This is a genomic window from Bacillus sp. T33-2 (genome assembly GCF_002860205.1).
Taxonomy (GTDB): Bacteria; Bacillota; Bacilli; order Bacillales; family Cytobacillaceae; genus T33-2.
The window spans coordinates 38,879-51,319 of sequence record NZ_PGVB01000012.1 but is presented as its reverse complement, the minus strand read 5'-3'; the positions used below and the strand labels follow the sequence as shown (position 1 = coordinate 51,319).

The 12,441-nt window shown below is 43.1% G+C and carries 13 protein-coding genes, 1 tRNA gene and 1 riboswitch; of the genes, 10 read left to right on the top strand and 4 right to left on the bottom strand.

Translation table 11 applies throughout. The features are described 5' to 3' along the window. Positions 1-217 precede the first annotated feature (217 nt). Positions 218-305: transfer RNA gene (locus CVD19_RS10450), tRNA-Ser, on the bottom strand. A gap of 135 nt (positions 306-440) precedes the next feature. Next, positions 441-546: riboswitch (guanidine-I (ykkC/yxkD leader) on the top strand. A gap of 87 nt (positions 547-633) precedes the next feature. Between CVD19_RS10450 and CVD19_RS10445 the strand changes: the two genes are divergently transcribed. Together CVD19_RS10445 and CVD19_RS10440 are read left to right on the top strand one after the other, a co-directional pair. Further along, positions 634-975 (top strand): DMT family transporter, encoded by a 342-nt coding sequence (locus CVD19_RS10445; protein ID WP_101581806.1) that lies wholly within the window; start codon positions 634-636, stop codon positions 973-975. Continuing rightward, positions 975-1,295: a DMT family transporter gene (locus tag CVD19_RS10440; protein WP_101581805.1), complete on the top strand. Its 321-nt coding sequence runs from the start codon at positions 975-977 to the stop codon at positions 1,293-1,295. Before CVD19_RS10445 ends, CVD19_RS10440 begins: the two co-directional genes overlap by 1 nt. Positions 1,296-1,389: 94 nt before the next feature. Here CVD19_RS10440 and CVD19_RS10435 read toward each other — a convergent pair whose 3' ends face one another. Beyond that, the gene (locus CVD19_RS10435) at positions 1,390-1,725 is read right to left on the bottom strand and encodes a winged helix-turn-helix transcriptional regulator (protein WP_101581804.1); all 336 of its coding nucleotides are present in this window, start codon (positions 1,723-1,725) and stop codon (positions 1,390-1,392) included. Between the two features lie 200 nt (positions 1,726-1,925). Here CVD19_RS10435 and CVD19_RS10430 point away from each other — a divergent pair, with 200 nt between their 5' ends. The 4 genes from CVD19_RS10430 (at position 1,926) to map (ending at position 5,506) form a co-directional block, all read left to right on the top strand. Next, the gene (locus CVD19_RS10430) at positions 1,926-2,780 is read left to right on the top strand and encodes a VOC family protein (protein WP_101581803.1); all 855 of its coding nucleotides are present in this window, start codon (positions 1,926-1,928) and stop codon (positions 2,778-2,780) included. Positions 2,781-2,967: 187 nt separating this feature from the next. Continuing rightward, entirely contained in the window at positions 2,968-3,450 is a 483-nt protein-coding gene (gene tnpA / locus CVD19_RS10425) for an IS200/IS605 family transposase (protein WP_101581802.1), read from the top strand. 248 nt (positions 3,451-3,698) lie between these two features. Further along, positions 3,699-4,520: an adenosylmethionine decarboxylase gene (speD, locus tag CVD19_RS10420; protein ID WP_101581801.1), complete on the top strand. Its 822-nt coding sequence runs from the start codon at positions 3,699-3,701 to the stop codon at positions 4,518-4,520. A 242-nt stretch (positions 4,521-4,762) separates the two neighbouring features. Next, positions 4,763-5,506 (top strand): type I methionyl aminopeptidase, encoded by a 744-nt coding sequence (gene map / locus CVD19_RS10415; RefSeq protein ID WP_101581800.1) that lies wholly within the window; start codon positions 4,763-4,765, stop codon positions 5,504-5,506. 280 nt (positions 5,507-5,786) lie between these two features. On the opposite strand, the gene CVD19_RS10410 is transcribed toward map, so the two are convergent. Together CVD19_RS10410 and katA are read right to left on the bottom strand one after the other, a co-directional pair. Next, complete coding sequence (locus CVD19_RS10410) at positions 5,787-6,215, bottom strand: Fur family transcriptional regulator (protein WP_374702881.1); 429 nt, start codon at positions 6,213-6,215, stop codon at positions 5,787-5,789. 140 nt (positions 6,216-6,355) lie between these two features. Beyond that, positions 6,356-7,813, bottom strand: a complete 1,458-nt coding sequence (gene katA, locus CVD19_RS10405; RefSeq protein ID WP_101581798.1) for a catalase KatA — start codon at positions 7,811-7,813, stop codon at positions 6,356-6,358. Positions 7,814-8,167: 354 nt separating this feature from the next. Here katA and CVD19_RS10400 point away from each other — a divergent pair, with 354 nt between their 5' ends. From CVD19_RS10400 to CVD19_RS10385, 4 genes are all read left to right on the top strand, one after another. After that, positions 8,168-8,758 carry a molybdopterin-dependent oxidoreductase gene (locus tag CVD19_RS10400; protein ID WP_101581868.1) on the top strand — a complete coding sequence of 197 codons (591 nt, stop codon included), beginning with the start codon at positions 8,168-8,170 and terminating at the stop codon, positions 8,756-8,758. A gap of 81 nt (positions 8,759-8,839) precedes the next feature. Next, positions 8,840-9,850: a DUF3231 family protein gene (locus CVD19_RS10395; protein WP_101581797.1), complete on the top strand. Its 1,011-nt coding sequence runs from the start codon at positions 8,840-8,842 to the stop codon at positions 9,848-9,850. A gap of 175 nt (positions 9,851-10,025) precedes the next feature. Further along, positions 10,026-11,273, top strand: a complete 1,248-nt coding sequence (locus tag CVD19_RS10390) for a DUF445 domain-containing protein (protein ID WP_101581796.1) — start codon at positions 10,026-10,028, stop codon at positions 11,271-11,273. A gap of 340 nt (positions 11,274-11,613) precedes the next feature. Continuing rightward, complete coding sequence (locus CVD19_RS10385; RefSeq protein WP_101581795.1) at positions 11,614-12,399, top strand: TerC family protein; 786 nt, start codon at positions 11,614-11,616, stop codon at positions 12,397-12,399. The last annotated feature ends 42 nt before the right edge of the window (positions 12,400-12,441 follow it).

The following is a 12,441-nucleotide window of genomic DNA, read 5'->3' as shown; positions in this document are numbered from 1 at the left end:
GCCGCCTGACTACTCGGAATATTAAAATGTGCTAATTCACTGGTGGATTAGCTTAGTCAATAAATGTTTATTGACATAATAATATACGAGAAGCTCTCTTCCACATCAACAGAGCTTCTGACAGCCTATAACCTCCTTTTTTACGTCAGCCTATGGCTGGCGTTTTTGTATGTACATGCAAAAAGGGACAGCGACTTGCTGTCCCTAAAAGGCAGAGCGGAGAAGATGAGATTCGAACTCACGCAACGGTTGCCCGTCCTAACGCATTTCGAGTGCGCCCCCTTGAACCACTTGGGTACTTCTCCATATAGGTTGTTCCTGAAAAGAAACAATAATAATATAACACATTTGCTGTTATTTTTCATTAGTGAATTTTCACCAGCATGCTCCAAGGAAGAAAAAATTGTCATGTAGGTTCCGTTGTGATATTATTCAATTCATTGAAAGTTCCCTAGGGTTCCGCAGCATCAAGGGTTGGCCTGGACCGAGAGGGGACGCGCAGATTGTTCAGCTCTGCGTACACGGAGGGAAAAAAGCCCGGGAGGATATCAACAGATATCTTTCCGGGCTTTTCTATTTGGGGCTGAACCGCGAAATTTTACAAATGATAATGGCAGGAGGAGTTAATCAGCTATGGACCGGAATTGGGCAACCATCTTTATAGCAGGACTTTTTGAAATTATGTGGGTGATCGGCTTAAAGCATTCCCATTCATTCTCGCAGTGGATAGGGACGGCCGTTGCCATTTTGTTGAGTATGTACCTTTTGATTGCGGCTTCCCGGAAGTTGCCTGTCGGCACAGCGTACGCTGTCTTTACGGGCATTGGTACAGGCGGGACCGTCATAATGGAAATGCTGCTGTTTGGGCAGCCGTTTAGCCTGGCCAAGGTCGGTCTCATATCAATTTTGCTCTTGGGAGTGTTGGGTTTAAAAATGGTGACAGAAAATGAGCAGGCTCACAGGGGGGATTCATAATGTACTGGCTGTTTTTATTCATTGCCGGGATTGGAGAAATAATTGGTGTTGCCGGTATTAATCAGCTGAACAAGAAAGGCGGTGTTTCATCCTTCCTTCTGTTTTTTGCGGGCTTTGTTTTGAGTTTTGGTTTTCTTACTTTGGCAATGAAGGGAATCGAAATGAGTACCGCTTATGCGATATGGACCGGAATTGGCACGGCAGGAAGTGCCTTACTCGGTATGATCTTTTTTGGGGAGTCACGTAGCTGGAAAAGAATCGCTTGTATGTGCATGGTGCTTTTTGCCGTGGTGGGATTAAAGCTACTGTCGCACGATTGAATGGCTGTCCGGACATGAAATAACTCGTGTGGGGTGGCAGCTTTGCAGATCGCATTGCATCAAAAAAAGCTGGTTGTTCAAAATACAACCAGCTTCATTCTTTCTCGCCATCCGATTTATCAATTTCCAGCCAGGTTTGTGACCATTTTTCCACTTGGCGTAAAATTGGTTCCATAGCAAGCCCTTTCTCAGTCAAAGAATATTCAATCCTGACAGGGGTTTCGGGAAACACTTCCCGCTTTACAATGCCTTGCTGCTCCAGATCCTTCAGCCTTTCGGAAAGAACCCTTCCGCTCACAGCGACCGATGATTCTATCGTGCAAAAACGCTGGGGTCCGGATAGAAGCTGGTATATTATCAATCCTGTCCAGCGCTGGCTTAAAATCGTCATTGCTTTTTCAAACCTTGGACATAGTAGAGACTGGTTCATATAGAGTCACCTCAGCAGTCAATTATGTTTTAAAATTTTCCAAAGAACAAACGTTATGATTGTAAATATAATTATACACTATATTACTTGACGTAACAAATTTACCGAATTATACTTACTTACATAAAGTAACTAACTTATTCAATCGAAATAAATTAACCAGTAAAAATATATTCATTTGGAAATGAGGTATGTTCACAATGGGCTTTCATCAAAAAGCGACAATATTTGTCCGAGATGTTCATCTGTTAGTTCAGGATTTACAACGCTCCCTTTCTTTTTATCAGGATGTTATTGGATTCAAGACACTGTCAAGTTCTGCAAGCCAGGCAGTGCTGACTGCCGACGGAGTTACCCCGCTGCTCAAAATAGAACAGCCGGAGAATCCGCTGCCGAGAAAGCAAAATAGAACAGGTTTGTACCATTTTGCATTATTGCTCCCTGACCGTTCAGACCTGGCAAGGGTATTGCTTCATCTGCTCCAATCGGGTTATCCGCTGCAGGGCGCTTCCGACCATCTTGTCAGTGAAGCATTGTATTTGGCAGATCCTGATGGAAACGGAATTGAAATATATAGTGACCGTCCGTCTGAAACATGGAAATGGCAGAACGGGCAGGTCATAATGGCAACCGAACCATTAAATGGTGAAGATTTATTGGCGGCAACAGGAGGGGTGAAATGGGCCGGCCTGCCCGAAGGTACAGTAATGGGGCATATCCATTTGCAGGTCGCTGATCTCGATAAAGCTGAGCGTTTTTATTGTGAAGGCCTTGGATTCGAGCTTGTAAACAGCCTTTACGGCCAGTCTGCCCGTTTTGTCTCTTCAAGCGGATACCATCACCATATTGGACTAAATACATGGCACAGCAAAGGTGCCCCTGCCCCCGAGAAAAATAGCGCGGGCCTCAAATCGTATTCAGTCGTTCTACCTGATGAAAATTCAAGGGATGAAACGGTTCAGAGGCTGCAGCAAATGGGTGAATGGGTCATCGAGCAAAACGGCTTATTGCTTACGAAGGACCCTTCAGGAAACGTCATTCATTTGCTAGTTTAAAACATATAGATCCTTTCACAAAGCAGCCTGGCAGTTTGACTGGGGCTGCTTTTTTTTGTAAAAAGAAAACCCTAGGCTAGGCCTAGGGTTCCAAAAAGCTTTCAGCGTGGTATTAAAAAAACTCTCCCGTGGTGCTAAAATATTTTTGGTTCCGCCAACCAAAATATCAACAAACGGAGGAGTTCTAATGTCAAAAGACACTAATAGTTTAGCACACAAAACTTGGAATTGTAAGTATCACATCGTATTTGCACCGAAGTATAGAAGACAAGTAATTTATGGGAAAATTAAAAAGGATATTGGTGAAATACTCCGAACTCTATGTGAAAGAAAAGGTGTTGAGATTATAGAAGCAACAGCGTGTAAAGATCATGTACATATGCTTGTGAGTATTCCACCTAAGATAAGTGTGTCCGCATTTGTAGGATATTTAAAAGGAAAAAGTAGTCTAATGATATTTGATCGTCATGCAAATTTGAAATACAGATATGGGAACCGAAAATTTTGGTGTACTGGATATTATGTAGATACAGTTGGGAGAAACAAAAAGGTAATAGAAGAATATATACGTAATCAGATACAAGATGATGCAGTCGCAGAACAACTAAGTATGATGGAATATATTGATCCATTCACAGGTGAGGAGGTACAGAAAAAGAAACGAAAGTAAGCAGAAGGCCTTTGAGGTCTGGCCAGTAAAAGTAGTACACTTGGAGAACCATTCAGAGGCCCTTTAGGGTCTGGTCAGCAACAAAGGCTTTCAGACACAGAGAAAACCACCCGTTCTCACGGGTGGTTATTATTCGTGGAGTAATCTTGGCGGGACGAAGGCTGTTTTTTATTGCAAAGAATGGGTATCATAAAAATATTTACAGAAATCGACGAAATATATTTTTAACTAATAAAAGGGGAATGCACATGAAACTTACACCTGAGCAGCGCATCGAATTGCATGGTTTCAACAACCTTACCAAATCCTTGAGTTTTAATATGTATGATATTTGCTATACAAAGACGAAAGAAGAGCGTCAGGCCTATCTTGACTATATTGACGAACAATACAACGCGGACAGGCTTACTAAAATTTTGAAAAACGTTGCGGATATAATCGGGGCGCATGTGTTAAATATCGCAAAACAAGATTATGTCCCGCAGGGAGCCAGTGTGACCATCCTGGTTTCAGAGGGGCCGGTTGTAGAAGTCCCTACTGAGTCATTTGCTGAATCACCGGGGCCTCTTCCTGACAATGTCGTCCTGCAGCTGGACAAGAGCCATATTACTGTCCATACCTATCCAGAATATCATCCTGATGAAGGAATCAGCACATTCAGGGCCGACATCGACGTTTCAACATGCGGAGAAATTTCACCGCTAAAAGCACTGAATTATCTTATCCATTCGTTTGATACTGACATCATGACGATTGATTACAGAGTCAGGGGTTTTACGAGAGACAAAAACGGCCACAAGCTGTTTATCGACCATGACATCAGTTCCATTCAAAACTATATCCCGGATGAAGCTAAAGGCTTATATGACATGATTGATGTAAATGTGTACCAAGAAAATATTTTCCATACGAAATGCAGGCTTCGGGCTTTCGACTTAAACAACTACTTATTTGGATACACAAAAGAAAAACTGGCACAAGAAGAAATTGAAGAAATCACAGAAAGGCTGAAAGCGGAGATGGATGAAATATTTTACGGGAAAAATATCAATTCCGGTTCTATCAATTAGTGAGGAGGCAGATAGAAAACTTGCGCATTTTGTATGTAAAGCGATTTCAGCTGCGCTGTGTATCAAAGTCACATACGTTTCAAGCCAGGGTTGACCGTCACGGGTTCAGCCCTCCGCTTGTTCAACAATTTTTTCCCGTTATCCGATGCATCAGCAAGCGGGAAAACCAAAGTTCGGGTATAGTGTATGTATTACATAAATTCATTAAAGGTTGAATTACCACCAGGAGGGAAGGAACGTCTGTGATTGTCAAAACTGAAGAAGAAATGAATGGCCTTAAAGAAATCGGCAAGATTGTAGGGGCTATCAGGGATGAAATGATCCGCAATACAAAAGCAGGGATAACAACAAAAGAATTGGATGAGTTAGCCGGAAAACTTTTTGATAAATATGAAGCAAGCTCAGGCCCTAAAAGCACTTATGATTTTCCTGGTTTTACCTGTATCAGCGTAAATGAAGAAGTTGCCCATGGCATCCCCGGGAAGCGCATTATTCAGGAGGGGGACTTGGTCAATATAGATGTGTCCGGCTCCAAAAATGGTTACTTCGCTGACACTGGACTGTCTTTTGTTGTCGGGGATGGTGACCCTCTTTTGTTCAAGCTGTGTGAAGCAGCCCAAAAGGCGTTTGAGGCAGGCTTACATAATTTAAAGGCGGGTTCAAAGAAAAACCGGATTGGCAAAACCGTCCATAATACTGCAAGGCAGCAAGGGTTCACTGTTATCAAGAACCTGACCGGGCATGGTATTGGCTTATCCCTGCATGAACCGCCGGACCACATATTGAATTATTTTGACCCATGGGATACCCAATTGTTAAAAGCCGGCATGGTCATAGCGTTTGAACCATTTATTTCGACGGGCGATGAGGAAGTGTACGAAAAAGAAGATGGCTGGACGTTTACAACTATAAATAAAAGTTTTGTCGCTCAATGCGAACATACAGTAATCGTCACAAAAACCGGTCCGATTGTGATTACGCTGTAGCAGAAAGCCGCTAAATGGGAACATCGGAGTTGGACAGGCCGTGAATGCTAATATGGCTGTTTTTCACGAAGCATCCAGGCAATAGTTATTGTTTGTGCTTGCCGGTTTTAAGCCTCGCACCACATTCACAAATAATGCTGTGTTTAAGGGTTTTAATTGGTGTTTGGCATTTAGGGCATATGTTTTTTTGATTAACCATCGTAAATTCCACCTTTTTCACTTAACCATGAGTTAAGTTGATTTTTTTTGTACCATCTGTGCCAGGGCGGCGGGAGCCATGCTAATCCGGCTTTATGTCACTTTCCTGGCAGGAGGTGCATAATCCATAAATCTCCAGATGATGAAGATGGATGTCAAAGTTTGTCAATTTTGATGCGACATCTTCGACCTCCTTTAAATCAGGATAATTGAAGTCCGCAATTTTTCCGCATGAGTCACAAATGACATGATAATGGTTGGGTTTATGCATTTCATACATACTGATCCCGTTACCATAGGGAAGCTCGGTGAGAATCCCCATTTCTACAAACAATTTTACGTTATTGTAGATGGTGCCCAGGCTTATTAATTCCAGCTGCTGATGTATTTCCTCGACTGTAGGATGCCCGTCCATTGATATGATGGTTTTTAAGATGTCAATCCTTTGCGGAGTTATCCTTAGGCCGTGGTCTTTTAATAATTGGATCAGCTGGTCAACTTGTTCATCCACTATTAAACATCCTCTTTGGTTGATTTTAAGAAATAGGTATCCGCAAGCTGCGGATACCTGTGCAATATTTTACAACTATGAAATGACCTGAGAATAAAATAGAGAATAGATTGTTACAACAATAGTAGGAACAACAGAAATTACACTTCCTGTGGAACTGGCAGCCCCAAGCCTTCAGCTACACGTGTTCCGTATTCAGGGTCGGCTTTAAAGAAATGCTGGACCTGGCGCAGCTTGATATCTTCCCTTGTCACCGGCTTCATTGCGGCGACAATGTTTGCTACCAGGCGTTCGCGCTCTTCTGCGCTCATTAAGCGGTACAGGTCGCCAGCCTGTGTGTAATGGTCGTTATGGTCGTATGCGACACTTTCTGCAAATCCTTCAACCGGATATGCAGTTTGCTTATGCAGGGGAGCTTCTGTCGGTCCGCCAAAACTATTAGGCTCGTAATATACAGAACCACCTCCGTTATTATCAAAACGCATTTGTCCATCACGCTGGTAGTTGTTCACTTCATTGCGTGCGCGGTTGATTGGGAGCATTTGATGGTTGGTGCCGACACGGTAACGGTGGGCATCATGATAAGCAAAAAGGCGGCCCTGGAGCATCTTGTCAGGTGATGCCTCAATCCCCGGTACAAATGTGCCAGGAGAGAATGTTGCCTGTTCAACTTCCGCAAAATAGTTCTCAGGGTTCCTGTCGAGAACCATGCGGCCTACTTCGATCAATGGATAATCTTTTTGGGACCATACTTTTGTTACATCGAATGGATCAAAGCGATAAGTATTTGCATCTTCTAGCGGCATGATTTGGACGTATAATTTCCATGCCGGGAAGTCACCATTCTCAATTGAGTTGAACAAATCTTCTGTATGGTAATCAGGATTCTCACCGGCAATTTGAGCTGCTGCTTCAGGTGACAGGTTTTTAATGCCTTGTTCAGTCTTAAAGTGGTATTTGACCCACACTGCTTCACCTTCAGCATTTACCCATTTGAATGTATGGCTTCCGAAGCCGTGCATATGGCGAAGAGTCGCCGGAATGCCGCGGTCAGACATCAGGATGGTGACCTGGTGCAGGGATTCAGGTGACAGGGACCAGAAATCCCAAACAGCTGTCGGGTTTTTCAAATGCGTTTTAGGGTCGCGCTTCTGTGTATGGATGAAATCAGGGAACTTGATTGCGTCACGGATGAAGAACACGGGTGTATTGTTCCCTACCAAATCATAATTGCCTTCCTCAGTATAGAATTTCACAGCGAATCCGCGCGGGTCGCGCACTGTATCAGCAGAGCCGAGCTCACCGGCGACAGTTGAGAACCTTACGAATAACGGCGTACGCTTTCCAACTTCAGATAAAAAGTTAGCCTTTGTATATGTAGCTATCTCAGGGTTGGTGACTTCAAAATGCCCATGGGCACCTGCGCCTTTAGCATGAACGACACGCTCGGGAACACGTTCTCTATTAAAATGCGCCAGCTTTTCTAAAAGGTGGACATCCTGAATTAATGTTGGACCGCGAGAACCTGCTGTCATTGAGTTCTGGTTGTCACCGACTGGTGCGCCCCAGCTGGTAGTAAGATTTTTATTATTGCTCATAGACAATCACCTCTTTTGTTATTTAAACTTATTACAAATAAAATGATACCACTTCTCAATGAAAAATCAATACTAATTAATAATTATTTTAAAGAAGTATAGGTTATTGATGTTGCAAATTTCAAAAAATATAATCCTATAAAACTAAAATATGAGCAAAATAGAAGAGCAGGCATCTAACTTGCTAGGCGCCATATTTTATCAATCATTTTTTGGCTTAAAGCGAAACGAGCTTGTAAGAAGCGGGACAGATCCAAAATGCAGGATGGCCCATTGCATGAAATACCTCATTTTCGGGAACATAACTTGCAGGGAATCAAATCGATTTTTGCATCTGAGCAAGGGGTGACCATGATGGCAAATAAGCTGCCACCCGGCCAGTTCGAGACGGAAAGCGGGCCAATTCTCCACCAGGGGGACGTTTATGAATATAAAGAGGAACATTGGAATTTCAAATTGTTCGGCGAAGTAAAAGAAGAAATCGTGCTTACGTATCAAGAAGTAATGAAGCTGCCGAAAACGGTGGCAACGATTGATATGCATTGTGTAACGACATGGTCAAAATTTGGCACTTCATTTGAAGGGATCGCCTTACGCGAGCTCGTGAAGTTCGCGCAATACGGCGATGATGTGCAATTTGTGAAGATATATGGATACTATAATGGCGACCGGTTTGGGTATTCGGCAAATTTGCCGCTACATGCTCTGCTTGGAGATGACGCTTTGTTTGTTTACCGGTGGAAGGATGGGCAGCACGACTGGCAGGATATTTCTCCAAAGCATGGGTATCCGTTGCGGTTCATCCCGCCAGCCTCATTTTATCTGTGGAAAGGTACAAAATGGGTGTCAGGTATCCAATTTTTAAAGCAGGATGAGGAAGGGTTTTGGGAGGAATTGGGATATTCCATGACAGCCAATCCTTTTAAGGAGGAGCGGTATCGCTGACAAAAAATTTGCCCCCTCTAAATACATTTACTGGTACACAATTAAACATAATAACACTATATAAAGGGGGCTTTTTCAACCATGAATACGCATAACGCTCAACCAAAATTAACTTCTGGCGAGCTCGCGCATAACTGGGAGCAATACATGAACAACAGTCTGTCTGCCGTAGTTTTGGAATATCTGCAGGCTACATGCGAAGCCGAAGATATAAAAGGTGTATGCACTGCTGCTTTATCCACTGCTAAATCATCAGTTGATTTTTTGGAAACGATTTTAAATAATGAGGAGTATCCCATCCCAAAGGCATTTACTGCAGTAGAGGATTTAAAACCTAACGCCCCTAAAATGTATTCAGATGTGTTTATCCTGTTTTATTTAAATGATATGGCGAAGGTAGGCATGTCTTTAACTGCGATGGCCCTTGCCGATTCGGCCCGGAGCGATATACGGCAGTTTTTTAAGGAGCGGCTAAGCCGGATGGTGGATCTTTATGAAAGTTCCGTTTCACTTCTTTTAGAAAAGGGAATTTTTGTACGTCCTCCTTTAATTACATCTACCCATCAAACTGAGCCGGTAGCGGAGAAAGGCTTCCTCGGAAACTTTTTTAATGATGACAGAGAATTGACTGCCCGGGAGGCAAACGAGCTACATAAAAATATTTTAATGAATTACACAGGCAAAAACCTGTTGACCGGTTTCAGGCAGGCTCATGCTGACCCGGATTTAAAAAACCTGATCGAACGGGGGCAGCAAATAGCTGCTAATATCATCACGCAATTGAGTGCAATATTAATAAAAAATGACCTGCCAGTTTCGATGACCTCGGATACACATGTCCTGGATTCCCGGATTTCCCCATTTTCTGACAGATTAATCGTATATCATGTAGACCAATTAAACCGTTTTGGTGTTGCCGCGTACGGCTATAGTGGAGCTGTAAGCACACGCAAAGACCTAAAAACAACGTATGGAAAGATTATTGCGGAAGTTTACCAGTATGAGGCAGATATAAAGTCGCTCATGATCAAAAAACATTGGATGGAGAAGCCGCCAACCGCTCTTGACAGGGACGCGCTATCATACGATTAAATGAACAGCAAAAAAAGTCAGTGTGCACTGGCTTTTTTTAAGTTAGGTTCATATAAAACGATTTACATTTTTAAGTTATAATGATATAGAGTATTGTATTAAGAAATGTCTGGGTAAGCGCACGCGCTGCCGTATAGCGTAGCCGCGCTTTTCTGAATAAAGGATGATGGAAATAATGTCTAAAAACTCAAGGCACCTGGCCAGCATCTCCCTTGCTGTTATGGGCACAGGCTTTGCGGCAACCCTGCCGTTCCATGGGCCGCTGCCTGTCACCTTATTGCACGGCGGGTTTGAAGCGGGGATTGTCGGTGGTCTGGCAGACTGGTTTGCTGTTACTGCCCTGTTCCGGCATCCAATGGGAATCCCCATCCCCCACACAGCACTATTGCCGAAAAATCGAAAAAAAATGACAAGAGCCGTTGTGTCTACCATTGAGAACGAGTGGCTTTCTAAGGAAAGTATCCAGGATAAAATAAAGCAGGTGAAATTTACCGAGAAGTTGCTGCCGGTCGTAGAAAAAGAGATGCATTCAGATGCAGTAAAAAAGGGGTTCGAATCAGCTATCAAACAATTGATTACACATGCTGATATCGAAAAAATCGTCCCTGTTATTGAAAAACAAATAAGGAACTACATTGGATCATATCGAATAGATCCCTTGCTCCAATCTGTCATCGATCAACTTCTGGAGAGGGAGTATGATGAAAAAGGGCTGGAATTTGCATTAGCCAAAGCGGAAGAATGGGTTTTGAAAGAAGAACGGGTTTTTCAATTGGGCAGTTTTGCTGTGCGGGCGATCAACAAAATAGAGCTTGACGGCTTTTTACAAATCGCCTTAAAGTCTTTTCAAAACCTGGTCAATGAAGAGAAACTCGGGAAGATCCTTCAAAATCTCCTGTATAGCAATATAGCGAGCCTTCGCAGCCCATCCAATCCAGACCGGCAGGCTTTGCTCGGTCACATCCGCAAGGGGCTGATAAGTGTCAAAGACAATACACAGCTTCTTGATGACATAAACAATTTGAAGGCTGATCTTTTTGCAGGCTGGGACCCGTCAGGGGAAATCAACCATGCATTACAAGAGCTTCGCGGGAAATTGCTTACGTTTGTGGAAGATGGCAAGTTAATGGAAACGTATATCATGCCTTATTTACAAGGGGTATTGTCCAACATCAAAGAGGATGCTGAAAGAATCGATCAGATCGAAAGCTGGCTGCAAAAACAATTCACCAGCCTGATTGAAGCCAATCATTCAAAAATAGGCCGGCTTGTCCAGGAAAATCTGGAAAAGCTCGATGATGAAACGCTTATCGAAATGATCGAAAATAATTTTGGCAGGGATCTGCAGTGGATCCGCGTCAATGGTGCGGTCTGCGGGTTTTTCATTGGCGTGGTCATTACCGCGATTCAATCCCTATTTTAAAAATTTTGAAAATCTTATTGACAGATTAATGAATATCATATAAATTGAACTTAATAAAATATTTCCTTTAAAGGGGAGTAGCTGTACAATAAAGTCGTCATTCCGAGAAGCGATTTCTCCGGCTTTATTGGCAACATTGACGTTGTTAGCAAGACCTTTACTTTACGGTAAAGGTCTTTTTGATGTCTTCCAGGGCCTTTACCATTAGGTAAAGGCCTATTTTATGTCTGGCTGCAGCGCCCAACCCGTTTTTAGCCCGGAGAGCCGGGTTGTAGTACGGCACTTAGGCTTTTCTAACCAGGCAGGAGGATATTTTATAAAAAATTGAGGGGGTTTTGTAATGGATGTTTCTCTTTTGCTTGAATATGGATGGGTATTGGTTGTGCTAATAGCGCTGGAAGGGCTTTTAGCAGCAGACAATGCGTTAGTGCTTGCGATCATGGTAAAACACTTGCCTGAGGAAGAACGGAAAAAAGCTTTATTTTATGGTTTGGCAGGTGCGTTTATATTCCGTTTTGCTTCCCTGTTCGTCATTTCCTTCCTTATTGATGTATGGCAGGTCCAGGCGATAGGTGCGCTATACCTTCTGTTCATGGCGTTTAATCACATACTCCGCAAGGTAGTGAAGGGAAAAGCGGAAGAACAGAAGCCAAAAGAAGCTTCCAAGGGTTCAGGCTTCTGGTCTACAGTATTGAAAGTGGAATTAGCCGATATTGCCTTTGCTGTTGATTCCATCCTGGCTGCTGTAGCCTTGGCGATGGTGCTGCCAAATACACCGCTGCCTAATATCGGCGGCCTTGATGGCGGAAAATTTTTGGTTATTTTTGCCGGAGGGCTAATTGGCTTGATCATCATGCGTTTCGCAGCCAACTTGTTTGTCGGGCTCCTTGAGAAAAGGCCAGGCCTTGAAATTGCCGCATTTGCGATCGTTGGATGGGTTGGTGTGAAGCTGGCCGTCTATACTTTATCGCACCCGGCACTTGCTGTCTTAAGTGAAGGTTTTGCCAAATCAACAGAATGGAAAGTAAGCTTTTATCTCGTATTGGTCGGAATCGCAGCAGCTGGCTGGTTTTTCTCAAAAGAAAAGCCTGAACACAATGAGATAAAAGAAACCAAAGTTTCCTAAAAACACTTCGAATTCCAATACGAAAATGAGAGACACTGCTTT

What these genes read in the sequence shown, in the direction of transcription:
- CVD19_RS10390 (WP_101581796.1), top strand. Translation starts at nt 10,026, where the DNA reads ATGTCTAAAAACTCAAGGCACCTGGCCAGCATCTCCCTTGCTGTTATG.
- tnpA (WP_101581802.1), top strand. Translation starts at nt 2,968, where the DNA reads ATGTCAAAAGACACTAATAGTTTAGCACACAAAACTTGGAATTGTAAG.
- CVD19_RS10395 (WP_101581797.1), top strand. Translation starts at nt 8,840, where the DNA reads ATGAATACGCATAACGCTCAACCAAAATTAACTTCTGGCGAGCTCGCG.
- CVD19_RS10385 (WP_101581795.1), top strand. Translation starts at nt 11,614, where the DNA reads ATGGATGTTTCTCTTTTGCTTGAATATGGATGGGTATTGGTTGTGCTA.
- CVD19_RS10440 (WP_101581805.1), top strand. Translation starts at nt 975, where the DNA reads ATGTACTGGCTGTTTTTATTCATTGCCGGGATTGGAGAAATAATTGGT.
- CVD19_RS10445 (WP_101581806.1), top strand. Translation starts at nt 634, where the DNA reads ATGGACCGGAATTGGGCAACCATCTTTATAGCAGGACTTTTTGAAATT.
- CVD19_RS10430 (WP_101581803.1), top strand. Translation starts at nt 1,926, where the DNA reads ATGGGCTTTCATCAAAAAGCGACAATATTTGTCCGAGATGTTCATCTG.
- katA (WP_101581798.1), bottom strand. Translation starts at nt 7,813, where the DNA reads ATGAGCAATAATAAAAATCTTACTACCAGCTGGGGCGCACCAGTCGGT.
- CVD19_RS10435 (WP_101581804.1), bottom strand. Translation starts at nt 1,725, where the DNA reads ATGAACCAGTCTCTACTATGTCCAAGGTTTGAAAAAGCAATGACGATT.
- speD (WP_101581801.1), top strand. Translation starts at nt 3,699, where the DNA reads ATGAAACTTACACCTGAGCAGCGCATCGAATTGCATGGTTTCAACAAC.
- CVD19_RS10400 (WP_101581868.1), top strand. Translation starts at nt 8,168, where the DNA reads ATGGCAAATAAGCTGCCACCCGGCCAGTTCGAGACGGAAAGCGGGCCA.